This is a genomic window from Serratia sp. ASV30 (assembly GCF_016428815.1).
Lineage (GTDB): Bacteria > Pseudomonadota > Gammaproteobacteria > Enterobacterales > Enterobacteriaceae > Chania > Chania fonticola_C.
In genome coordinates this window covers 34044-56858 of record NZ_JAELTL010000008.1, presented here as the reverse complement: position 1 = coordinate 56858, position 22815 = coordinate 34044, and the positions used below count along the sequence as shown (strand labels likewise).

Genomic DNA, 22815 nt, shown 5'->3' with positions numbered 1-22815 from the left:
GGTTATTAAAAACTAAAGCGTAACCAGGCAAACAGCACGTTGCCGTTGTTGTAGGTTCCGGGGATATAGGTGAACTGAACGGTTGCCTGCTTATAGCCAGCGGAGAACAGTGGCAGCACGATAGGCAATGGAATGTAGTTACCGAAATCCCGGCGTGCGGTGATCCCCGCCGTCACTCCAAGCCCAAGGCGGAAATCTTGATTCTGATCCAGATACCAGCCCTTTTCCCAGCCATAGCCGGCAATCGGCTGCCATTCATTATGGGAGTCTTTAAACATCATGGCATACAGGGCGCTCCAGTCTCCCTCTTCGTTATAGCGGGAGATCCCAAAGCCACCGCCCCACGGCATCTCATTGTAGTTATCCGTTTTTTCCTTGTCGTACATAAAGCGGGCGTGCCAACTGATAAAGGGGAGATACAAATCGTGGTATTGCGGATCCTCCCAGGTTTGTGCGACTCCGCTGGTTAAAGAATTCCACCAACCCGAGACCCTCCCGGTACTGGGTTCCGGTTCTGCTGCATGAGTTGGCATGGTTAGTAATAACAGCCCTGTCCAGACCACTGCAAGAAACATCCGCATAGCGTGCTCCTTTGATGAGTAATGACCCATAGTATTCTGTTTATGAAGTAATTTTTCTCTTTATAGGTATCGTACCAGCAGTATTACACTGACAAGTTAAAGTCTAGCCGATGGCTGGCGCTTTTCTGTCTGGTCCTCGCTAAAATTCATTGGCTGGTTTGTGGAGCGGATGGAGAGGAGGGGGGGCGAGAAGGGGCGCTGCATAGAGCGCCCGCTTAGAGAAATTACAAACCGCGTTGATCCATCAAAACAGCCAGGTCAACCAGACGGTTAGAGAAAGCCCATTCGTTGTCATACCAGGCGAGGATCTTCACCAGATTGCCGCCAATGACCAACGTAGACAGCCCGTCGATAATTGATGACCGTGGGTCACCCTGATAGTCGCTCGATACCAAAGGCTCATCGCTGTAGCCCAAGATATCTTGCAAGGGTCCTGAGGTTGCCGCTTTGCGAAATGCCGCGTTCACTTCTTCTACCGTCACATCACGTTTGAGCGTGACGGTCAGATCAACAATCGACACCACGGGCACTGGCACGCGCAGTGAATAGCCGGTCAGGCGTCCGTCCAATTCCGGGATCACTTTACCGAGCGCTTTCGCCGCGCCACTAGAATAAGGCACGATAGACAGTGCGGCGGCACGGGCTCCGCGCAGATCTTTTTCAGGTTGATCGTGCAAGGCCTGGCTGTTGGTATAGGCATGGGTGGTGTTCATCAAACCATGTTCAATACCGAAGCTTTGGTGCAGGACCTGTGCTGCCGGTGCCAAACCGTTAGTTGTACAGCTGCCGTTGCTAACCACTTTATGCAAGGCGGGATCGTATTTCTCATGGTTGACACCCATCACGACCGTGATGTCATCGTCTTTACCGGGCGCAGATAAAATCACCCGTTTTGCGCCACCCTTGGTGATGTGTACTTCAGCTTTGGCTTTGTCGGTGAAGAATCCGGTGGCTTCGATGACTACATCAACCCCCACGCTGCTCCATGCAATAGCGCCTGGATCGCGCTCGGAGAAGACGTGGATGGTTTGGCCATCCACCAGTAACTGCCCTTCAGAGGCTTCAACACTGGCGGCCAATGTGCCTTGCAGCGAGTCGTATTTCAGAAGATGAGCCAGGGTTTTGCTGTCGGTCAGGTCATTGATTGCCACTACCTGAAAGTCATTGCGACCCAGCGCGGCGCGCAGTACGTTTCTGCCAATTCGACCAAATCCATTAATGCCTACTTTGACCATGATGTGCTCCTAGGTGAGTTATCTGGTTCCAAAATAGTGCGTGGGTGATTTGGCGTAAATGACAAATAACAATCAATTTAGGACATGTTGCGAGCGTGAAAACGCTCTCGATAATCTGACGGCGTGAGTTGTAGATTTCTTTCAAACACGCGACGCAGGTTGAGGCTGTTGCCAAAACCCGTGGCGGTGGCGATTTGTTCGAGCTTATCCGAGCTTTGTTCCAGGTGTTGCCGTGCTACGTCGAGGCGGACTTCTTCCACATACTTGGCGGGGCTGATCCCGGTTTCACGGGTGAAAACGCGGGTAAAATTCCTTGGGCTCATGGCAACGTGTTCCGCCAGCCTTTCAACGGATAAATCGTCGGACAGATTTTGCAGTATCCACGTTTGCAGGTCTCGGATTGGGCCAGGCGAGCTGGCTTGGCTGAGCAGAAAACGGCTGAACTGAGATTGTCCTCCGGGGCGACGCAAGAACATCACCAAGTCTTGGGCGACATCGCGCGCTAACGTGAAGCTGTGATCGTCTTCCACTAAAGCCAGGGTGAGGTCGAAGCCTGAACTGACGCCAGCGGAGGTCCAGATATTGCCGTCCTGAAGATAAATCGGGCCTTTCTCAACGTGGACATTGGGGAATTGAGCTTGCATCGCTTCAAGTAGCCGCCAGTGTGTGGTGGCTCGGCGGCCATCAAGCAAACCGGCCTGAGCCAATAGCCACGCACCGCCGCAAATCGATACGATCCGCCGTGCATACGGCGCAGCCTGACGCAGCCAACTGACGACGATATCGCTTTCCTCAACGCTCATACCTCTGCCGGTGATCATAATGGTGTCATGCGGCAGCGTAGGGTCAAGATCAGTGAGACGGTGATCGGCCAGTAGATTCAGCCCTGAGCCCCCATGGATCACGCGGTGCGCCTGGGTCGTGGCAATCGACACCCGATACGGTGGATGCGCGGTATCCGTCGGCCTCAAGCGGTTGGCTTGCATCAGGATATCGGCAATGCCCGTAGGCTCGAATAGCATGCCCCCTTCGGGGACGATAATCAAAAAAGTGTGCATGTCCTTAAAATACAAATTAGACAAAATAAGTCAAGTGTGGGCTGTGTGGGGGGAGGGTGACGGACAAAGTGGCAATGTTGACTTTTAGGGGACGAACATGTTCCAGCGTAGGGGGCGCCGCATGCAGCGCCCACTTGGCTTAGTATGAGATCCCGGGTGGATTGACTTCGGATACTGCAACGCCTTCCCCTTGCTCACCCCAGCGCGCCAGCACCTGTTGATACTCACCTTGCGCTATCGTACCGTCTAGCGCAGCCTGTAGGGCATGAACCAGCCCGTTGCCCTTTTTGGTGGTGGTGGCCACATAGGCTTTCTTTGGCCCCAGACCGACCACGCGGGTTTGGCCCGTCAGCGCGGCTTTGTAGGCGGCTACCGACTGCGGGCCGAACATGACATCTGCCCGTCCAGACTGAATATAAAGATTGCCGGAGGCGTCATCGGTCAGATAAATCGGCTGTGCGGGTTTCAGGCCCTCACGTTGATTCTGCTCATTCCAACCCAGCAGAATTCTCTCCTGGTTGGTACCGGAGCCGACAATTACCCGCAGCCCCGCCACATCCTCGGGCTTACTGATAGATTGAATATCGCTGGTCGATTTGACCGAGAACGCCAGTGAGTCAGCGCGATAAGTGGCAAAATCAAATTTGGTCTTGCGCTGTTCCGTGACGGCAATGTTGACTAGCGCAACGTCATAGCGGCCAGAAGTGATCCCCAGTGGCCAGTCTTCCCAGGCGGTTGGCACCAGCTTCAGCTTTAGCCCCAGGCTGTCGGCGAGCAGCCGCGCGATGTCCGGATCGCTACCGATGCGCGTTTTATTGTCGCTGGCCAACAGCGCTAGCGGTGGTGAATTGAGCGCGGAGATGGCTACCGTCAGCGTCCCTGGCTCTACGAAGCGGTAATCTGCTGGGATCTTACCGATGGCCTGCGGATTTTTAGCTGTGCGGAGCGGTTGTTCATTGGCAGCCAGATCGATATTCCCTTGTGCCAAGGCGACGGAACTGAACCAGAGCAGCGCCAGAAGTGTATATTTCATTTTTTCCCTTAAAGGACTTTAGATAAGAATTGACGGGTGCGTGGGTGCTGCGGGCGTTTGAGCACCGCCTCGCTGTGACCTTGTTCAACGATCTTGCCATCAACCATAAACACCACCTGATCGGCTACCTCCCGGGCAAAACCAATCTCGTGCGTTACCACCACCAGCGTGGTACCGGAGCGGGCAAGCTTCTTGATAACGTCAAGCACTTCCCCCACCAGTTCCGGGTCCAGTGCAGAGGTGGGTTCGTCAAACAGCATGACGCGCGGGCGCAGTGCCAGTGCACGTGCAATCGCAATGCGTTGCTGCTGGCCGCCAGACAGATGACGCGGCCAGGAATCGGCTTTATCGCGCAGGCCCACCACATCCAGCAGTTCAAGCGCTTGCTTAATGGCGTCCTGGCGGTTCAGATGACCATGGGCGATTGGGGCTTCAATCAGGTTTTCCAGCACGGTGAGGTGCGGGAACAGATTGAAGTTCTGAAACACATACCCTACGTTGATGCGCTGACGCAGGATCTCTTTCTCCTTCAGTTCGTAAAGCTTATCGCCCGACAGACGGTAGCCGATGTAGTCGCCATCAATCTGAATAAAGCCTTCATCAACGCGCTCCAGATGGTTAATGGTGCGTAACAGCGTCGACTTTCCTGAGCCGGACGGCCCGAGGATCACCGTTACCGACCCGGGTGGAATTTCCAGAGAAACGTTATCCAGAGCCTTATGACGGCCAAAAACCTTGCTGACGCCGGTAATGGAGATGTGGCCTTGGGTGTTATGCGATGGGGACATGGATCACCTCCGGTGCAGCTGGGGCAGTCTGATGCGATGGGTTCTGTTTGCCCGCTTCCTGATTAACGGCGGAGCGGCGTTCGCTGCGTGCCAACCAGCGCTCGACGACGTGTTGCAACAGCGATAACACGCTGGTGATCGCCAGATACCAGACGGCACCCACCATCAATAGGGGGATCACTTCCTGAGTGCGGTTGTAAATCATCTGGATGGTATAAAACAGCTCAGGCATGGCTAAGACGTAAACCATCGCGGTCCCTTTGGCGAGGCTGATAATTTCGTTGAAACCGGCAGGCAGAATGGTACGCAGCGCCTGAGGTAGAATAATACGCAGGGTACGCCGCCAGGCGGGTAAGCCTAGCGCAGCTGCGGCCTCATATTGACCGTGATCGACACCCAGAAAACCACCGCGAATGATCTCTGCCGTATAGGCACTTTGTACCAGCGTTAACCCCACCACTGCGGTGGAAAACTGGCCGAGCACGTTGATGGTGGCAAAGCTGCCGAAAGCAATATCGGTAAAGGGAATGCCGATGGAAAGCCGCTCGTACAGGTAGGAAAAGTTGTACAGAATAATCAGCACCACGATCAGCGGTAGCGAACGGAACAGCCAGATATAGCCCCATGCCAGGCTGTTTAACAGCCATGAAGACGATAGCCTCGATAGCGCGAGCGCACCACCGATGATCAGGCTGAGTACGGTGCCTAGCAGCGTCAGCAGCAAGGTCTGCGCTACCCCCGAGAGGATCACCGGATCAAAGAACCAGCGGGCAAAAACCGCCCATTCCCAGCGAGGGTTAAAGGCGATCGACTGGACGACGATCGCCAATACAAAAAGCGCCACGACGGCCCCAGCGGTGCGTAGCGGATAACGCGCCGGAACCACTTTAATGCTGGAAGATGAATTCATCGGTGGGCTCCTCAGGCGATATTGCTTTGACTGGCGAAGGTCAGCGTTTTGATAAAACGCAGGCGGCCGTCATAGGGCGGTACGCTGTACTCTTCATGGTCGCGGTGAACGTCGAACTGCGGTTCGTATCCTTGTCCCAGATAAAGCTGTACGGCTTCCGGCTGGCGAAATCCGGTGGTGAGATAGACGCGGCTATAACCCGCCAGCAAGGCACGACGTTCCAGTTCCCGTACCACACGGCCCGCCAGGCCCTGTTGGCGCAGTGACGGATGTGTCCAGATACGTTTCAGCTCTGCGGTATGCGGGTCAAAAGGTTTGTAAGCACCGGTCGCAATGATTTCGCCATCACGCTCCAGCACCAGAAACAACCCCTGCGGCGGCAGATACCATTGCACCAGTTCCACTTCGGCATCGCGGGAGAAATAGTCGCCATAGCGGGCGGCATATTCGCCGAATAACCCGTTGATAATCGGTTGCAACTCTTTGGCTTCAGGCGAAACATCACGAAATATGTCACTCATGTGGCCTCCTTAATCGCCTAATCCTGCCGGATTGATCTCGGAGGCCGAAAGGCGCTCAATGCCTTCTCCCCAGCGGTTAAGCACTTTTTCATAATCCCCATTGTTGATAACGCCATTCAGCGCGGTTTGTACCGGTGCTACCAGGCCGCTGCCTTTTTTCAGCGTCACGGCGATATGTGCCGCTTTTGGCCAGCCACCGTCCACGCTCCCGGCCAGACGGGTTTTGCCAGTGAGTGCCGCCTTCCAGGCTCCAGTCACGTTCGGGCCAAAGAAGGCGTCGGCGCGCCCAGACTGCAGTGCCAGCGTTTGGGCTGCGTCGTCTTTGGTATAAATCGGGGTAAAAGGCTTCAACCCTTTCTGCTGATTTGCCTGATCCCAGGCCAGAAGAATGGCTTCCTGGTTGGTGCCAGAACCGACGATAATGCGCAGCCCGGCAATGTCTTCTGCCTTCTCAATGGACTTGATCGGGCTATCGGACTTAACGTAGAACCCGAGGGAGTCTTTACGGTAAGTGGCGAAGTCGAACCTCTCTTTGCGCTCCCTGGTAACGGTAATATTGCTGATAGCGGCATCATATTTGCCGGAATAAACGCCAAGTGGCCAATCCTCCCAGGAAGTCGGAACGACGTTAAGTTCCAGCCCCAGGCTATCCGCTACCAGGCGGGCGATATCGACCTCGCTGCCCAATAGCGTTTTGTTATCTTCGGCAAACACGGTCAGCGGCGGTGAATTGAGCGCTGACACCGCGACGGTGAATTTACCAGGGACGGCAAAGTGATAACCCTGCGGCAATTGGGCCACCGCCTGCGGATTGATCTTGGTATTGATCGGCGCCTTGTTCGCCTCCAGGCTGACGCCCGCACCGTTAATCGTCACACTCTGTGCCCAGGCGGCAGGGCTAAGCGCCAGCGCCAGGAGTAATAGGGTTTTCTGCATAGCGTTGTCTCTTTTATCGTTATTGGTTTATTGCGGTGCGAACTGATTAGCTGGCGAAGTCAGACCCAGACTTTCACGCAATGTCGTACCCGGGTATTCCGTACGGAAAAGGCCGCGTGCTTGCAGTACGGGCACCACTTCATCGACAAAACGCGGGAAGGTATCTGGCGTACCGCCCTGGATAATAAAACCGTCTGCTGCAAAGGTTTCGAACCAGTGCTGCAGGCCATCGGCAACCTGCTGTGCCGTACCGTGAAAGCGTGGGCGGGGAGTTGCGGCTTCCAGCGCTACCTGGCGCAACGTCAGGCCACGTTCGCGGGCATTACGCTTGATTTCATCGGTGGTGCTGCGAAAGCTGTTTTGCCCGAGCTCACCCACATCGGGGAAGGGCGCATCCAGAGGGTATTGGCTGAAATCGTGGTGCTCAAAATAACGGCCAAGGTAGTTGAGCGCGTCTTTGATGGAAACCAGGGCTGCGGTCACCTGATACTGGCGTTCAACATCCTCGGCATTTTTTCCGACAATCAGGCTGACACCCTGGAAAATATGCAATTCCTCCGGGCTGCGGCCAAAGCGTTCAAGCTGGCTTTTTACGTCACGATAAAACTCCTGTGCCGCCTCCAGCGTTTCATGGTGGGTGAAAATAGCATCAGCATGGCGCGCCGCTAATTTTTTTCCGTCATCCGATGCGCCAGCCTGAAATATAATGGGGCGACCTTGTGGCGTGCGGCCAATATTCAGCGGGCCAGCCACCTGGAAAAAATCACCGTGGTGATCCAGCGTGTGTAATTTAGCAGGATCAAAATATTGGCCTGTGGCTTTATCGCGAGTAAATGCATCTTCTTCCCAAGAATCCCAAAGTCCTTTCACCACATCCAGGTATTCATCGGCAATGCGGTAACGCAATGCATGCTCAGGATGCTTTTCGCGGGAAAAGTTTTTTGCCGAGCCTTCCAGCGGTGAGGTCACTACGTTCCAGCCAGCTCTGCCGTTGCTCAGATGGTCCAGGCTGGCAAATTGACGAGCCACGGTGAAGGGTTCACTGTAGGACGTCGATACGGTGCCCACCAATCCCAAACGGCTGGTAATGGCGGCGAGTGCAGATAATACCGTCAGTGGCTCAAAGCGATTTAAAAAATGCGGTATGGATTTCTCATTAATGTAAAGGCCGTCAGCCACAAACAGGAAATCAAGCTTTCCCTCTTCGGCCTTGATGGCCGTGTTTTTCACAAAGTCAAAATTAATGCTGGCATCTGCCTGTGCTGCCGGGTGTCGCCATGCGGACATATTGCCAGACGCGCCGTGTAATATTGAACCCAGGCGCAGTTGTCGTTTTAATGACATGTTTACCCCTCATTTTCAGACAATAGATTTTCCAAGGGATATGGATCCCCTTGATATTGATTTACTCTGTCAGATAGCTTGCAGCGCTCTTTCGGCCAACGCCGAAAAATAGCGCGCGGCGTCTTCAATCAAGGCTTCATCAGGGCTAAATGCCGGGTGATGCAGGCCGTATTCACTGGCGCTACCGATGCTGACAAACGCCCCGGGGATTTGGTGCAGATAGGCGGCAAAATCCTCGCCCCCCATATGCAAGGCGGCGGTCTGGGTTTTATACCCTTCAGCCTGAGCGACTTCGGTTGCAAAGGCTGCCCATTTGTCGTCGTTGATCAGCATGGTCGGACCGGCAAACCACGCCACCTCAATCTCTGCACCGAAAGCGGCAGCCAACCCGGCTGCGATCTGCCGGATATGTCCTTCAACCTGGCGTTGTACATCGGCAGAGTGCGTGCGTATCGTGCCCTCTAGCTCAACCTTTTCGGGTAACACGTTCCAGGTATTGCCGCCTTGAATGCGGGTAACGCTGACAATAGCGGACTCAAGCGTATTAATGTTGCGGCTGGTGATACTCTGGAACGCCGTCACTAGTTGGCTGGCCAGCACGATTGCATCCACGCCTTCATGCGGGCGCGCCGCATGGGCTCCCTTGCCCTTTACGCCAATCACAAAGCGATCGACGTTGGCATAAAAGGCACCTCCTCTGGTGGCGAAGGTCCCTACCGGCAGGCCGGGTTCATTGTGCATGCCAAAAATAGCGCTCACGTCATGCAGAACGCCAGCTTGTATCAACATTCTGGCCCCGGTGAAGTTTTCTTCCGCAGGTTGAAACAGCAACCGTACCCGGCCAGCAAGCTGCGCTTCACGCTTTTTAAGCAGCAATGCCGCTCCCAGGATCACGCTGCTGTGAACATCGTGCCCACAGGCATGCATGACTCCTTTATGGCGTGAACTAAAGGAGGCTCCTGTTGCTTCCTCAATCGGTAAGGCGTCAATATCCGCACGCAAGGCGATGACTTTCTCGCCCTTGCCAACCTCGGCCACGACACCCGTAGCGAGATCATACGGCAGTAGACGCAGCCCGGCGGATTCGAGCCAGTGGCGCAGCCGCGCGGTGGTGGCGATTTCCTGTCCGGAAAGTTCCGGGTTGCGATGCAGCTCGCGTCGCCAGTCAATGAGTTGCTGTGCAAATGTCATCTTTTACCCTTTAGGCGGATTCATTTTCGGTGGCATAGCTCGCAATACCTTCTGCGAGCAGGCGTAATGAAGCGATCCGCGCCGATCCCTCGGCGATCGGGGTGTCGATGATGAATTCGTCAATCCCAAACGCCTGTTGCAAGGCGGAAAGCTCCGCATGGACGGTTGCGGCGGTTCCTGTAATCAGCGAACGGGTACGTTGTTCAATCAGACGGGCAGGGCTGCCCGCCTGGCGGGCAAAGGCCTGGGCCTGAGCCTCACTTGCCACGGTTACACGCTGACCATTCTCAAGCTCAACCCCCCAGATCTCCACCTGTGCCGCCAGCGCGGTTGCCTCAGCTTCGCTCGCGGCCACAATCACCTGCACGGCCACCAGCGTGTCGCGTTGGCTGTGGTTTCGCCAGGTAGTAAGGACTTCCCTCATCAGGGACTTATCGCCATTAAGATGAGCCGCGAAAACGAAGTTCCAGCCCAGCTGTGCCGCCAGCAAAGCGCTCTCGTTGCTGGCTCCTAGCAGGAAACGGTCTGCAATATGCGACGGGGTGGGGGTGGCTCGCACGGCTTCATCTCCTTCGTCTGTGGCGGGCAAAGAGAGCCAGTTATCAAGCTGCGCAAGCTGGTCGGCAAACGAGCCTTTCTCTTGCTGATGAAGACCTTGTTGCAGCGCTTGAGTTGCCAATGGCAATCCGCCCGGGGCCTTACCCACGCCAAGATCGATACGGCCAGGTGCCAACGAGGCCAGCAGGTTGAAGTTTTCAGCCACCTTATACGGGCTGTAGTGCTGTAGCATTACGCCGCCGGAACCCACGCGGATATGGCGAGTCTGGCCAAGGATCCAGGCAATCACCAGTTCCGGTGAAGGGCTGGCGAGGTGAGGAGTATTGTGGTGTTCAGCAATCCAGAAACGATGATAACCCCAGGTTTCGGCCTGTTTTGCCAGGTACAGCGTGCGCTGCAAGGCATCAGACGCGGTTTCCGTTGCTGCAACCGGGCTTTTATCCAGCAGGCTGATTCGATAAGACATGTCATACACTCGTTCCAATTAACATGGTTTTATTATTGGAACGCCGGGCAGGCTGGGGGAAACAATTTATTTACATTTAGTTAGCTAAATAGTGGGAAAGCATCAACAATAAAACCCATCATCAGGTGACGCAGTAGTCAACTTTTAACGCCGATTTATTCAACAAAGTCACATGTATCTTGAAAATTATCGGGTATATTATAAATTTGACAATACAACGGAGTTAACAATGAGCAATCCATACAGAGAAAGTAAAATGTATGAAACATCTAATTTTATTACACGCCTTATTTCAATGGATGATGCGGAAAGTTTGTTAAATTGCTATTCGGATGTGAACTATAGACCTCATTTCAATTCGGATATGTATGCTGGCAACTTCAATTTTAATGCGATAGAAGAAATTAAAAACTCAATAATAGGTTGGCTTGGTTACGTTAAAACATATATTTGATATTATGATGAATTATTACGGCTAAAGTGTAACGGCTATAAAATGATATATGATAAAGGTCATTGAGTTATGCACATATCCATGGTCAGTAAAGCCAGTGAATCTGGGGCCCACAGCATCCGTCGCAGAGGGGAAAATCTGGCCCAGGAGCAATATCTGACTGCTTCTGGGCCATTCGTTATATCCAGCCCTTGGAACGGAAGTCGAGCATGGTTTTTGCAACAAACGCCATTTCCTGAGGTGTCCCTAACGAAATTCGGCACCAGCTTTGCGCAGGTGGAAATGCCCGACCAATTAAAATCCCCGCATCTTTCATATGCTGCTGATAGTCTTTCAACGGCACATCCAGCTTATGAAAAACAAAATTTCCCTCGGAAGGCAGGTAAGGGATTTTCAGCGTATCCAGGGCCTGTAGTAAAATTTGTCGCGAGGTATCATTGCTTTTTTTGCTGTAACGAATGAAAGCTTGATCATCCATTGAAGCCAAAGCGGCATCTACCCCGCAGAAGTTGATTTTTTCTCCTGCAACATAATTTTCAAGACGGGCAATCACTGTCGGGTGTGCCACCACATAACCGACACGCATCCCGGCCATGGCAAAAATCTTCGAAAAGGTTTTCAACAGAATCACATTATCGGCACCTTGTTTTACCAATGGTGAAACTGAACGAAAACGGGGGTCGTTAACAAATTCCGCATAGGCTTCATCAACAATAAATATCGTGTTAGCCGGTTTGCTATTAATCCAGGGCTCGATCAGATCGGCCGGAGTAATCGTTGCAGTCGGGTTGTTGGGATTGACCAAATAGACTAGCGACGGGCCTTTATGCTTTTCTACGGCTTGTTTTAATCCGTTGATATCAAATTGCCAACCATCAAGCATCGCTACTTTTGTGATTTTCATACCCGCAATGGCGGCGAAATGTTCACCGTCGCCGTAAGTCAGTTCCGGGATCACCAACTGTGAGTCCGGTGTGGCATACGCTTCTATCGACGCACGTATACCTTCTGAAGAACCCGCTGTCAGTAAAATACCAGTTTCTGGTATCTGATACTGACTGGCTAGCTTGTGTCTTAGGGTGATTATTTCTTCTTTGGCATAACGATTGGCTTTGGTGACGGCATCACGTGCGGCAGCCTGTGCTTTGGGTGACATGCCGAGCGCATTTTCATTAAAGTTAATACGAATGGGTTTATCGGCAGTAGGAACCGCGAAGGTATCACTTGCGGGGAGTGTTTCTGACAATGCAGGGTGGCTGAGACCAGCCAATGTGACAGTGCCAGCTAGAGCTCCAGAGAGTTTTAATAATTGGCGACGCTGTGTATTTACCACAGTATGTGCTGACATAACGTTTTCTCCTTGTCGTAAAATAACTGCAAGGCGATCACGCAGGAATCATGCCAGTTTTCAACTTGTTGATTTATTGATATTTATAATATTAGTCACCCTATAATGCACCACGATGAGCGCAAGATTGCACCATGATGCATGTATTCAGACTTCCCGGCGGTGCCAGCTTGCCCGCGTCATCGGCGATTCGATTCGGGGGGCATGGCTTCACAGACAGCAAAAAGCCCGCTTAGTTACCTAAGCGGGCTTTTCTAAATATGGCTCCTCTGACTGGACTCGAACCAGTGACATACGGATTAACAGTCCGCCGTTCTACCGACTGAACTACAGAGGAATTGTGTGAACGGGGCGCATCATATCCAGCCGTTCAGATCGTGTCAACGCAAAATTGATTCTGGGGGTGCGACAGCTCATCATCTGAGCAAACTCAGCCCCGTTGTGGCTCGCTGTCTGCATACCAACGCTGCAAACGGGCCAGCGGGTTTTGTTTGTAGAAGCGGCAGAAGTGCTCGTACAACGCGGGGAAGCGGTTGGCCAGCAGCTCTGGGGCGCTAAAGAAATACTCGGAAAGCACGGCGAAGCACTCAGCCGGATCGCTGGCGGCGTAGGCATCCATGCTGGCGGCCTCTTCACCCACCATATCGATTTCATCCTGCAGGTTTTCCATCGCGGCGTGCAAGTCGTATTCCCAGGCGGCAATATCGCGCAGCGGGATGGGGGGGACGCCGGTGGCGGTACCGCCATTACGCATATCCAGCTTGTGCACCGCTTCATGGATCACCAGGTTGAAACCGGAAAGGTCGAAGGAGTCTTGCACGTCTAGCCAGTTGAGCACGATAGGTCCCTGTTCCCAGCTTTGGCCCGCTTGTACCACCGGCCCGGAATGCACCAGACCAATATCATCCTGCCATTCATCTTCCACCACGAAGGGGGTTGGGTAGAGCAGGACTTCGTTAAAACCGTCCAGGCATTCTGCCCCCAGTTCCATCACCGGCAACGCAAACAGCAGGGCAATACGCGCCTGCATCAGGGATGTCAGTTCCAACCCTTGTAAAGGCACGATACGTTTGTTTTGCAAAATCTGGCTGGCAACCGCTGCCAAACGCCGCTGCTCTTGCTCATCCAACGGTGAGAGCAGGGGGATGGACAGGGCTTCCTGCCAGTCGGCAAACGTTTCCGCCTGCGCTTGATTTGCTTTCCACGGCCATTTAATCATTGCGTTGCTCTAAGGGTCACTGGAACATTCGGCTGGGGCTGATAGCGTCAACATGCCGCAAAAGGGGGTTCTATAGCAAGCATTTCACGCAGAGATAACGGGGTGGCGAACGGGATGACCTTGCACACTGTCAGGGCTTTGCCCACTGCGAGGATTTAAAACCCTCTCTGCGCTACTATTCAATCACTTACGCTTAAGTTTGTCTGTGACCAAAGTCCCGAAGAATAGAATCCGAAGCGTTAAATAAGCAATTTTATTCAAATGGGCTTAATGGAGCTCAAACGGTGATCCCCGCAGTAGCGCGGGGATCGACGTGCGCTACTTGGCTGCGGCTTCCTCTGCCTTTAGTATTTTGTGTAACTCATCCTTAATATGTAGCTTCTCTTTTTTCAAGCGAACCACCTCGTCAGAGTAGCCGTTGCCTGCTGGCCCTTCTAACCTGGAGATTTGGTGGTCGAGTTGGTTGTGCTTATCAAACAATGACTGGAAGCGGGGGTGGCTTGATTTCAGGTGCGATATTAACTCACGGTATTCTGGAAACATACTCAAGCTCCTTTGAGTCAAACTGTACACTGGAGGGCTTCTCCACTTTCACTGTAACCCAGCGTGGATTTATTTAAAATGGCGCTAGCTAGCAAAAATAGATCCTGCTGTGCAGATTGATGACAGCGTGGCAATGTGGCTGAATGGGGATGGGCGCCGCATGCTGCGCCCGCTTAGCTTTCTACGTGATTTTGCCAAATACCCGTGCGTAACGTTGCCGGAGAGAACTCAACGTTTCTGCCGCGCCAGCCCAATGCCTGGCGAAAACGCCACGCACTGGTGATATCAAACCGCCAGTAGCGCTCGGCACCTTCGACGGCTGCTTTTTCTGCCTGCCATAAGATCTGGGTTTTCCCCTGCAAATGAAGAATATCCCCGTGTGTAAAATCGATAAACAGTAGTGCAGCCCGTGGCTGAGCCAACAGATTACCCAGCGTGTTCATATAGCGGTTACCACGAAAATCCGGTATCCACAGGGTTTCGCCAGTCAGATGGATGAAGCCCGGTTTACCACCGCGATGCGAGATATCCATACCGCCTTGCGCTAAATCACCGTGAGCATAGCTGGCCACAAAGCAGGTATCCGCCTGCACGATCAGTTGTCGGGCCTGATCATCTAACGAACTCAACGGCTCAATGGGTGCGGCGACGCTCGGCTCGGCGAACAGCTCCCGCCGTTGTATATACTGTGGGCAGTTACCAAAGCTTTGTTGCACCGCAATCTCCACGCGGTTTTTATCCGTGCGGCTAATGACGCCGTTAACCCGGTTGCGCCTGCGGTTACTGAAATCTAATCCTAATGCGCCGATGGGCTGGCCGGGATAGAGTGCTACTTGAGCAGGATCGTCCGCCCGGCGTGGCGAAACGATCCGCAAATGTGTTTCATCCGGCGAGCGCAAAAAACCGGCGGGGCCACTGAACAACGTAGCAACCGGCCACTGCTGCTCATCCAGAGTGGCAACAAACAGGTAGGGCAGATGAGCGAAGAACTCGCGATGTTGATCAGGCATGGCAGTGTAGATATTCCCGCTCACCGCATCAAAACCGGCCAGAACCTGAGCCAACTGCTCATTGGGATGAAACATGGAGGGAGACATGTTATTGGCCTACAGCCTGGTCAGGCAGGGGTAACGCTGGCATACGGAAGAACCCGGGCAGAGCGGCAATACGATCTAACCAGCGCTGGATTGCCGGGAAGGTCTTGAGGGAAAGCCCACCTTCCGGGGCGACCGCCACGTAGCTGTAACAGGCCAGATCGGCAATTGTCGGCAAAGACGTTGCCAAAAACTCGCGTTCTGCCAAGTGTTGCTCTAACTGGGGTAAAAAACGAGCGCTGATGGTTTGTGCAGACTGGTAGTTCTCTGGCGCAGAAAATTGCACCACCATCCGACAGGATGCGGGGCCATAGCGCACCTCTCCGGCCGCTTTGGAAAGCCAGGCTTGCACCTGGGCGGCCGCCAACGGATCTTCTGGCAACCAGTGGCTATCAGGCGCATAGCGTTTCACCAGGTACACCATGATGGCGTTGCTGTCGGTCAATACCTGCCCATCGGCCAGTAATACCGGGATCTGCCCAACGGGATTAAGCCGTAGGAACGCCTCGCTTTGGCGCACCGTCGCTGGGGCTTCGCAATACTCATAAGGCAGCTCGAGCATCCGCAGCAGCAGCTCGACGCGGTGGCAATGGCCAGAGGCCGGGGTGCCGTACAGTTTCAACGTTTGCATAGTGAGTCTCCTTATATAGTCTTCCTGACCAGAATACTCTTGCGCCAGATGATGGGTATCCGGGAAGATGGCAATTGATAATTTCACTTGGCGGAATAGTCTATGGATCGTTTGGATGAGTTGGCGATTTTTGTGGCGGTGATCCAGCAAGGGAGTTTGGCCGGTGCGGCCCGCAAGCTGCGCCGTTCCGCTCCGGCGGTGACCCGAGCTATCGCTTCTTTGGAGCAGCGGTTTGGTGCGCGGTTGGTGGAGCGCACGACCCGGCGTCTGGCCCCCACGGAGGCCGGGTTGCGCTTAGCCGAACGCGCGCGTGCTCTGTTGCATGACTATCAAGACGCGGTAATGGATACCGCAGAGGCTCAACTGAGCGGGCTGCTGCGTATGACTTCGCCGGTGCAGTTCGGGCGCAAGCACGTGGCACCGATGGTGATGGCTTTTCTCGAACGTTACCCGCAAATCCAGATCGATATGCAGTTAAATGACCGCAATCTGGAGCTGATCGATGAAGGGCTGGACGTGGCGGTGCGCATCGGGCATTTACAAGATTCCTCCAAGGTGGCGCGTAAGCTCGGAGAGGTGACACGCGTCACCGTGGCTAGCCCAGCCTATCTGGCGCAACGCGGGGAGCCGCTGGAACCGGCGCAGTTGAGCGATCATGACACTATTGTCGGCACTCTTCGTCCGACGTCAGGTGAATGGCGCTTTGGGCCTAATGAAAGCGGTGAGCGAGTACGTTTGACACCGCGCTTGTTGTTGAACGAGGTGGAAACTCAACTGTTGGCAGTGCGAGCAGGCAAGGGGATTGCTCGGCTACTGTCTTATCAGGTGGCGGACGATCTGGCCAATGGCACGCTGGTGCGGTTGTTGGCCGCCTACGAACCCCAGCCAGTACCGGTGCAACTGGTGGCAAATAACGTGCAATACATGCCGCTGAAGGTGCGTACCTTTTGGGATTATGCCTATCAGCACCTCAGCCAAATTGCGCAAATACAACCGGCTCGCCCGTAGGGGCGACGTATGCTGTGCCCACTCATTCTTTATCATCAATTTATTTTCGAGTTTCATGGATGAAACTTTAAAATAAGCTCGAAATGTTTAACCAGTGAAACTTTTTGCCCGAAAAATTAAATTTATATCGCCGATCACGCATTGCCGCATCAGCCGTCTTGACAATATTTTAACATGTTGCTAATAGTTAACTCACATCTTAAATAATAAACAAAGTTTAATATATGAAACTTCTAGCGGGCAGTTACGATAACGCTACGACGGTGGCTGATGAAAACGAGATCCTGCTCTCATTTCAATCCCGCAGTCAGCGAGTTTACCAACAGCAACGCCATGAGTTGAATATTGCTTATGGAAATTCGCCGCGTGAAGTTTTTGACTGGTTTTATTCAACTGAAGAATATAAAGGCACGATAATATTTATTCACGGCGGCTATTGGCAATTTTGTAATAAACAGGATTTTGCTTTTATTGCCAGCACGCCATTGTCATTAGGTTTTGATGTGGTGCTGGTGGAATATACTTTGGCACCGGCGGTTAACCTGGACGATATTTGCCAGCAAATAGGGGCGGCGCTGGATGCCATCGAGCGTCGGCTGAAGCCGCGTGGTGATAAGCCGGTTTATCTCACTGGTCATTCTGCTGGTGGACATCTGGCGGCGTATTGGCAACACCATCCGCTGGTGCAGGCGGTGTTTCCCATCAGCGGTATTTTTGAGTTGCAGCCGCTGCTGGCGAGCTACGTAAACCAGCAGCTAAAGCTGACCACTCAGCAGATAGAGGCCTTAAGCCCGGCGCGTAATATGCCGCCATCTTTGAAACTGATGGTGCTATTTTACGGCGCGGCAGAGCTGCCGGAGCTGATTGGGCAATCGCTATATTATTATTCCGCATTGCGGGAAGAGGGGCTGCCGGTTAGCCGCTATGCTCTCCCCGGTGCTAATCATTACAGCGTGCTGGATGCGGTCTTTGCTGCCGATGGCGCTCTGCACCGTTTCCTGCTTACCGATGGAGAGTACCTTGATGCGCACAGTCATTGAAACCGGCCTGCCAGAGATCGGGCAACCTTTTTCCTGGGCAACCAAAGGTGGCGGGATGTTATTCACCGCCCATGGCCCGGTCCGCCAGGATGGCACTATTGAAACTGGCGACCCGGAAAAACAGATCACGCTGACGTTTGATAATTTAGCTACCACGCTGAAAGCTGCCAATAGCCATAGTGATAATGTATTACAGGTTATTGTTTATCTTACCGATGTTAATGACGTTAAGCTGCTCGATAAAATCTACCAACAGTATTTTAATTATCCGTATCCCAACCGCTCCACGGTGATTGTTGATAAGTTAGTGGTGCCGGGGATGAAAATAGAAATCACCGTTAGCGCTACAGCGTAATTAATTCTCATAAAATAATATTCACCTGCTGATTCATTACATAATGAGTTAAGGATAATCTATGTTCGCACATATTACCCCGTCAACGCCCGATCCTATTATGTCACTGATGGAAGCCTATATGCAGGATGCTAATCCGCAAAAGGTTAACTTGGGTATTGGTCTGTATTACGATCATCAGGGTAATATTCCCCTGATGCAGGCCGTCCATATTGCCGAACAGCGTTTACTGGAACAACAGCGGCCACATACTTACCCGCCAATCGAAGGTTCTGCACTGTTTGCCCGCCAGATCCAGACGTTGCTGTTTGGTGAACCAGCGGACCGTATTGCCACGGTGCAAAGCGTAGGTGGCTCTGGCGCGCTGAAGCTGGGTGCCGATTTTATTTATCACTATCTGGCGCGCCGCGAAATCTGGGTCTCCGATCCGACCTGGGCCAACCACTGGGCGATCTTCGAAGGGGCTGGCTTGAAGGTGAATACCTACCCGTATTTTGATGATGCGTCTGGTGAACTGCGTTTTGCAGCCATGCTCGACACGCTCTCTGCCTTGCCGGAAGGGGCGGTGGTGCTACTGCATCCTTGCTGCCATAACCCCACCGGTACCGATCTCAGCCCAGCACAATGGCAAGCGGTGATCGAGGTGGTGCAACGGCGTCGGCTGTTGCCTTTCTTTGACATCGCTTATCAAGGCTTTGGCGACGGGCTTGAAGAAGACTGCTTCGCGCTGCGGGCGATGTTGAAAACCGACGTGGACTTTCTGGTCAGCAATTCTTTTTCCAAGAACGTGGCGCTGTATGGCCAGCGTTTAGGGGGGCTGTCGGTGCGCTGTGCTACGGCAGAGGCTGCGGTGAACGTGAAGGGCGCATTGAAAACGCTGATCCGTCGCAGTTATTCCTGCCCGCCGACACACGGTAGCCAAATTGTGGAAACCCTGCTGGCGGACCCGCAGCTATACCAACAGTGGGCCAGTGAGTTGACCACCATGCGTCAACGCATCAAACAGATGCGCGTTGGCCTGGCGGCTGGCCTGGAGCAGGGCGGTACCACGCTGGACTATACCCGCATTCGCGATCAAAAGGGCATGTTCAGCTACACCGGGTTGAATGAACGCCAGCTCGGCCAACTGCGGCAGCAATATTCCATTTATCTGGTGGCGCCCGGCAGGATGTGTCTGCCTGGCCTGAACCAGCAAAACCTGGACTATGTGACCGCCGCCATCCTTGACGTTACCCGTACCGCATAAAAAGGTGAGCGACCATGAAAGATGCGAAACGTTTTGACGCTATCGCCCAGCGGCAGGATGGGCTGAAAAAGCACCTGACCGCCGGGCAGATGTCGATGCTGGCGATCGGTGGAGCCATCGGTACCGGCCTGTTTCTGGGGAGTGCTTACGCGATCCAGATGGCTGGGCCAAGCGTACTGCTGAGCTATTTTATCGGCGGGGTGATTGCGCTACTGCTGATGGGATGCCTGGCGGAAATGACCTCTGAGCACCCAACCCCAGGATCGTTCGGCGACTATGCCGAGTTCTACCTCAGCCCGCTGTTTGGCTTTCTGGTGCGCTATTCCTATTGGTCTTGCGTGGTGTTGGCGGTAGGCACTGAGGTGACCGCCATCGGCATGTATATGCAGTTCTGGTTCCCAGGCACGCCGATCTGGCCGTGGGTACTGTTGTTCTCGGCGGCGGTGATCGTCGTCAACGTGGTTGGGGTCAAGTCTTTTGGCCAGGTGGAGTATGCACTCTCTACCGTCAAGGTGGTGGCCATTTCAGCGTTTATCATGATTGGCATCGGTATCCTGGCGTTTTCCGCTAACCCGACTTTCGGCATCCGTAACTTCACCGACAACGGCGGCTTTTTCCCGTTTGGGGTGAAAGGCATGTGGTTTGCGGTGATCGTATCGATATTCAGCTATCTGAGTATTGAGATGATCGCGGTTGCCGCAGGGGAAGCGAAAAACCCGGTGGTTGCCGTGAAAAGCGCGTTTAAAGGCACCATTCTGCGGCTGTTTATCTTCTATATGATGTCGATAGCGCTGATGCTGGCCATCGTGCCGTGGCGGCAATCTGGTACCGGTGAAAGCCCGTTCCTGGTGGCGATGAACGTGATCCATCTGCCAGCCGCCGCCGGGATCTTTAACTTTGTGGTACTGATTGCGGCACTGTCTGCCATGAACAGCCAGTTGTATATCACCACCCGGATGATGTTTTCACTGTCCCGTGCCGGGCAGGCTCCGGCGGCGCTGGGGCGGCTTAGCAAACGGGGTATTCCGGTCAACGCGCTGGCGCTCTCCTGCGTGGGGATTATTGTCTCTATCGTGCTGAGTATTGCCGCTCCAGAGAAATCCTTTGCGGTGATGATGTCGATTTCGGTATACGGTGCCTGTTTCACCTGGTTGATGATCTTTGTTACCCACCTGTTCTTCCGCCGCCAGCATACGCAGACGCATCTCAAGTTCCGCATGTGGGGTTATCCTTACTTTACCTTGGCGGGGGCGCTGCTGATGGCCGGCTTGATGATAACCACGTTGTTCACGGACTTCTTTAGAATGACGCTGTGGTTTGGCATTCCATTCACCGCGTTGTTGGTAGCTATCTATTTCTACAGTCGACGAGGGCAGGCATCGGTTGCAACTGAAGCACCGGTGCAGGGTATGGAGTAATGTTGACCGGGCTGCGGCCCGGCCAACAGCTAAAGCTGGCTTTTGGGGATGATGTGGTCGCCGAAGTTTAGGCGTTGGCGCCCTGGCTCTGGTTCAGTGAGAGGGGCCACTTCTTTCAGGCTGTTTTTGCAGCGTAAGACCAACTCCTGATACTGGAGTGTACCCGTGCGTTTCCAGGCTAATTCCTGTTCGGTCAGCTCGCGGATCACCCTTGCCGGACTGCCGATCACCAGTTGGTTGGCGGCAATCTCTGCGGCGGCCTTGACGAAGGAACCCGCGCCGACGATGGAGTTCTCACCAATGACCGCACCGTCCATGATGACGGCATTCATGCCGATCATCGCGTTACGGCGTACGCGGCAGCCGTGCAGTATAGCGCTGTGGCCGATATGCCCATCTTGTTCCACCACCGTGTCTTGCAGCGGGAAGCCGTGCATTACGCAGTTATCCTGCACGTTGGCACCGTCTTCGACCACAATGCGTCCAAAGTCGCCGCGCAGGCTGGCATTGGGGCCGATGTAGACGCCTTTGCCGATAATCACGTCGCCAATCAGTACCGCGGTGGGGTGAACATAGCTGCTGGGATCGACCACAGGCGTCAAACCGTCAATCTGATACACGGGCATAGCACAAACTCCTTAAAATGTAGTGGGATCGCGCGGCAGTCCGCCAAAGCGGCGATAGTAACCGGCACTGGGTGCAGGTAAGGTGCCGATGGAGGTTTCTGCCAAGGCGCTGACATATTCCGTCGCGGCGCGATCCACTCGCTGATAGATATTGATGCACAGGTTGCGGGCTATTTGGCCTTCCCATTGAGCGGGTAACAGGGCATCAGGCAGCAGGGGATCTTTCAACACCACGCGGCGGAAAAAGTGGATTAACAATAGCTTAATCTGAAAGCATCGCAGGGGCGTCAGTTCCTGCTCGTCGGCTTCGCGCAGTAAGGCCATCAACGGGCGGAAGGAGACGATAAACTCATGGTAGTAACCGGCCACCTCGCTCAACGACCAGCAGTTGGCGACCATTTGCCGCAGCGTCTGTTCGGAACGATTATAGGGATAGTCGGCACGGAAGTAGATCACCTGTTCACTGGCGTTGAGCTCGCCAAGCAGGGCGGTGACGTCGGTTTGCGCATGGGTAGGGGCGGCCATCAGGTTGTTGGCGATCTGGCCAAAGCCCAGCCAGCCCAGCTCTTTTTTCAGCCGTGCGCGCTCGGTTTTTTCCGCACTTTCCAACAGCAGTAGCTCCCACTTGCCATCCCATTGCGGTTGTTCGCTAAGGTAGATTTTGGATTCGGCATGGCGAAACTGGCGCATCCCCTGTTCGGTAACGCGGTAATAGCTGCGCCGCCCAATCTTTTCTACGTCCAGCCAACCCTCTTTTTGCAAACGAAACACTGAGGTACGGACAAAACGATCGCCGAAGCCCAGGGCTTCCATCAGTGCGCTTAAGCTGCCCAGCCAAACTTCACCACCGCGATGGCTCAGCGCATCGCCGTAGAGTGAGATGATCAGCGAGGTGCCGCTGATCGGTTGGGCGCTTAATGCATGGCGGATAAAGTCGTCCAGTTTATGTTCCATATTTTTCCCTGGGTAAGCTTTTGCTGAGACACGACATTAGCATAAATGACAAAGGCTTGCCCCTCACCCCAACCCTCTCCCACAGGGAGAGGGAGCTGATAGCCCCTGCTCGTTTGGAAGTAAAGTGATAATCTCAGCAAATTCAATCGGTCCCCCTACAGGGAGAGGGAGCTGATAGCCCCTGCTCGTTCGGAGGTAAAGAAGTAATCTAAGCAAACTCGATCGGTCCCCCTACAGGGAGAGGGAGCTGATAGCCCC

Annotated in this window: 21 protein-coding genes, 1 tRNA gene and 1 pseudogene; 5 read left to right on the top strand and 18 right to left on the bottom strand. The window is 53.8% G+C overall.

Features of this window, described 5'->3' with window-relative positions; genetic code table 11:
- Positions 1-5: 5 nt before the first annotated feature.
- The 16 genes and pseudogenes from pagP to JHD74_RS05105 form a co-directional block, all read right to left on the bottom strand.
- Positions 6-533, bottom strand: a complete 528-nt coding sequence (gene pagP, locus JHD74_RS05185; RefSeq protein WP_051372450.1) for a lipid IV(A) palmitoyltransferase PagP — start codon at positions 531-533, stop codon at positions 6-8.
- Between the two features lie 272 nt (positions 534-805).
- Entirely contained in the window at positions 806-1816 is a 1011-nt protein-coding gene (gene gap / locus JHD74_RS05180) for a type I glyceraldehyde-3-phosphate dehydrogenase (RefSeq protein WP_024530897.1), read from the bottom strand.
- A gap of 77 nt (positions 1817-1893) precedes the next feature.
- Positions 1894-2874 (bottom strand): GlxA family transcriptional regulator, encoded by a 981-nt coding sequence (locus JHD74_RS05175; RefSeq protein ID WP_199061928.1) that lies wholly within the window; start codon positions 2872-2874, stop codon positions 1894-1896.
- A 139-nt stretch (positions 2875-3013) separates the two neighbouring features.
- Complete coding sequence (locus JHD74_RS05170) at positions 3014-3907, bottom strand: ABC transporter substrate-binding protein (RefSeq protein ID WP_199061925.1); 894 nt, start codon at positions 3905-3907, stop codon at positions 3014-3016.
- An 8-nt stretch (positions 3908-3915) separates the two neighbouring features.
- Positions 3916-4695, bottom strand: a complete 780-nt coding sequence (locus JHD74_RS05165; RefSeq protein WP_024530900.1) for an amino acid ABC transporter ATP-binding protein — start codon at positions 4693-4695, stop codon at positions 3916-3918.
- Positions 4679-5605, bottom strand: coding sequence for an amino acid ABC transporter permease (locus JHD74_RS05160; RefSeq protein ID WP_199061923.1), 927 nt, complete (start codon positions 5603-5605; stop codon positions 4679-4681). Before JHD74_RS05160 ends, JHD74_RS05165 begins: the two co-directional genes overlap by 17 nt.
- 11 nt (positions 5606-5616) lie before the next feature.
- Entirely contained in the window at positions 5617-6126 is a 510-nt protein-coding gene (locus tag JHD74_RS05155; RefSeq protein WP_199061922.1) for a GNAT family N-acetyltransferase, read from the bottom strand.
- A gap of 9 nt (positions 6127-6135) precedes the next feature.
- A pseudogene (locus JHD74_RS26570) lies at positions 6136-8406 on the bottom strand (NtaA/DmoA family FMN-dependent monooxygenase).
- Between the two features lie 69 nt (positions 8407-8475).
- A complete protein-coding gene (locus JHD74_RS05140) occupies positions 8476-9597 on the bottom strand; it encodes an amidohydrolase (RefSeq protein ID WP_199061916.1) in 1122 nt (373 codons plus the stop codon).
- 10 nt (positions 9598-9607) lie between these two features.
- A complete protein-coding gene (locus JHD74_RS05135; RefSeq protein ID WP_199061914.1) occupies positions 9608-10621 on the bottom strand; it encodes an LLM class flavin-dependent oxidoreductase in 1014 nt (337 codons plus the stop codon).
- Between the two features lie 632 nt (positions 10622-11253).
- Positions 11254-12423 (bottom strand): histidinol-phosphate transaminase, encoded by a 1170-nt coding sequence (locus tag JHD74_RS05130; RefSeq protein WP_199061912.1) that lies wholly within the window; start codon positions 12421-12423, stop codon positions 11254-11256.
- A 261-nt stretch (positions 12424-12684) separates the two neighbouring features.
- Positions 12685-12760, bottom strand: a tRNA-Asn gene (locus JHD74_RS05125).
- 93 nt (positions 12761-12853) lie between these two features.
- Entirely contained in the window at positions 12854-13642 is a 789-nt protein-coding gene (gene mtfA / locus JHD74_RS05120) for a DgsA anti-repressor MtfA (protein WP_024528952.1), read from the bottom strand.
- A gap of 318 nt (positions 13643-13960) precedes the next feature.
- Entirely contained in the window at positions 13961-14185 is a 225-nt protein-coding gene (locus JHD74_RS05115; protein WP_021180872.1) for a YdcH family protein, read from the bottom strand.
- A 173-nt stretch (positions 14186-14358) separates the two neighbouring features.
- The gene (locus JHD74_RS05110) at positions 14359-15282 is read right to left on the bottom strand and encodes a pyridoxamine 5'-phosphate oxidase family protein (RefSeq protein ID WP_199061910.1); all 924 of its coding nucleotides are present in this window, start codon (positions 15280-15282) and stop codon (positions 14359-14361) included.
- Between the two features lies 1 nt (position 15283).
- Entirely contained in the window at positions 15284-15910 is a 627-nt protein-coding gene (locus tag JHD74_RS05105; RefSeq protein WP_199061908.1) for a glutathione S-transferase family protein, read from the bottom strand.
- Positions 15911-16012: 102 nt separating this feature from the next.
- On the opposite strand from JHD74_RS05105, the gene JHD74_RS05100 reads away from it, so the two are divergent.
- From JHD74_RS05100 to JHD74_RS05080, 5 genes are all read left to right on the top strand, one after another.
- Positions 16013-16918: a LysR family transcriptional regulator gene (locus JHD74_RS05100; protein WP_024528949.1), complete on the top strand. Its 906-nt coding sequence runs from the start codon at positions 16013-16015 to the stop codon at positions 16916-16918.
- Positions 16919-17142: 224 nt separating this feature from the next.
- A complete protein-coding gene (locus tag JHD74_RS05095; protein WP_199061906.1) occupies positions 17143-17958 on the top strand; it encodes an alpha/beta hydrolase in 816 nt (271 codons plus the stop codon).
- Entirely contained in the window at positions 17942-18313 is a 372-nt protein-coding gene (locus tag JHD74_RS05090) for a RidA family protein (protein WP_021805760.1), read from the top strand. Before JHD74_RS05095 ends, JHD74_RS05090 begins: the two co-directional genes overlap by 17 nt.
- A 61-nt stretch (positions 18314-18374) precedes the next feature.
- Complete coding sequence (locus tag JHD74_RS05085) at positions 18375-19559, top strand: amino acid aminotransferase (RefSeq protein ID WP_074031570.1); 1185 nt, start codon at positions 18375-18377, stop codon at positions 19557-19559.
- A gap of 14 nt (positions 19560-19573) precedes the next feature.
- Positions 19574-20977, top strand: a complete 1404-nt coding sequence (locus tag JHD74_RS05080) for an amino acid permease (protein WP_065683329.1) — start codon at positions 19574-19576, stop codon at positions 20975-20977.
- A gap of 29 nt (positions 20978-21006) precedes the next feature.
- Here the strand turns inward: JHD74_RS05080 and paaY are convergent, their stop codons facing one another.
- Positions 21007-21603, bottom strand: a complete 597-nt coding sequence (gene paaY / locus JHD74_RS05075) for a phenylacetic acid degradation protein PaaY (RefSeq protein ID WP_024485596.1) — start codon at positions 21601-21603, stop codon at positions 21007-21009.
- Positions 21604-21615: 12 nt separating this feature from the next.
- Entirely contained in the window at positions 21616-22557 is a 942-nt protein-coding gene (gene paaX, locus JHD74_RS05070) for a phenylacetic acid degradation operon negative regulatory protein PaaX (protein ID WP_074031571.1), read from the bottom strand.
- Between the last annotated feature and the right edge of the window lie 258 nt (positions 22558-22815).

Coding starts and splice junctions, on each gene's coding strand:
- JHD74_RS05160 (WP_199061923.1), bottom strand. CDS start 5,605: ATGAATTCATCTTCCAGCATTAAAGTGGTTCCGGCGCGTTATCCGCTA.
- JHD74_RS05155 (WP_199061922.1), bottom strand. CDS start 6,126: ATGAGTGACATATTTCGTGATGTTTCGCCTGAAGCCAAAGAGTTGCAA.
- JHD74_RS05115 (WP_021180872.1), bottom strand. CDS start 14,185: ATGTTTCCAGAATACCGTGAGTTAATATCGCACCTGAAATCAAGCCAC.
- JHD74_RS05130 (WP_199061912.1), bottom strand. CDS start 12,423: ATGTCAGCACATACTGTGGTAAATACACAGCGTCGCCAATTATTAAAA.
- JHD74_RS05110 (WP_199061910.1), bottom strand. CDS start 15,282: ATGTCTCCCTCCATGTTTCATCCCAATGAGCAGTTGGCTCAGGTTCTG.
- JHD74_RS05080 (WP_065683329.1), top strand. CDS start 19,574: ATGAAAGATGCGAAACGTTTTGACGCTATCGCCCAGCGGCAGGATGGG.
- pagP (WP_051372450.1), bottom strand. CDS start 533: ATGCCAACTCATGCAGCAGAACCGGAACCCAGTACCGGGAGGGTCTCG.
- JHD74_RS05090 (WP_021805760.1), top strand. CDS start 17,942: ATGCGCACAGTCATTGAAACCGGCCTGCCAGAGATCGGGCAACCTTTT.
- JHD74_RS05165 (WP_024530900.1), bottom strand. CDS start 4,695: ATGTCCCCATCGCATAACACCCAAGGCCACATCTCCATTACCGGCGTC.
- JHD74_RS05100 (WP_024528949.1), top strand. CDS start 16,013: ATGGATCGTTTGGATGAGTTGGCGATTTTTGTGGCGGTGATCCAGCAA.
- paaX (WP_074031571.1), bottom strand. CDS start 22,557: ATGGAACATAAACTGGACGACTTTATCCGCCATGCATTAAGCGCCCAA.
- JHD74_RS05095 (WP_199061906.1), top strand. CDS start 17,143: ATGAAACTTCTAGCGGGCAGTTACGATAACGCTACGACGGTGGCTGAT.
- JHD74_RS05175 (WP_199061928.1), bottom strand. CDS start 2,874: ATGCACACTTTTTTGATTATCGTCCCCGAAGGGGGCATGCTATTCGAG.
- paaY (WP_024485596.1), bottom strand. CDS start 21,603: ATGCCCGTGTATCAGATTGACGGTTTGACGCCTGTGGTCGATCCCAGC.
- JHD74_RS05170 (WP_199061925.1), bottom strand. CDS start 3,907: ATGAAATATACACTTCTGGCGCTGCTCTGGTTCAGTTCCGTCGCCTTG.
- JHD74_RS05140 (WP_199061916.1), bottom strand. CDS start 9,597: ATGACATTTGCACAGCAACTCATTGACTGGCGACGCGAGCTGCATCGC.
- JHD74_RS05105 (WP_199061908.1), bottom strand. CDS start 15,910: ATGCAAACGTTGAAACTGTACGGCACCCCGGCCTCTGGCCATTGCCAC.
- gap (WP_024530897.1), bottom strand. CDS start 1,816: ATGGTCAAAGTAGGCATTAATGGATTTGGTCGAATTGGCAGAAACGTA.
- JHD74_RS05085 (WP_074031570.1), top strand. CDS start 18,375: ATGTTCGCACATATTACCCCGTCAACGCCCGATCCTATTATGTCACTG.
- JHD74_RS05135 (WP_199061914.1), bottom strand. CDS start 10,621: ATGTCTTATCGAATCAGCCTGCTGGATAAAAGCCCGGTTGCAGCAACG.
- mtfA (WP_024528952.1), bottom strand. CDS start 13,642: ATGATTAAATGGCCGTGGAAAGCAAATCAAGCGCAGGCGGAAACGTTT.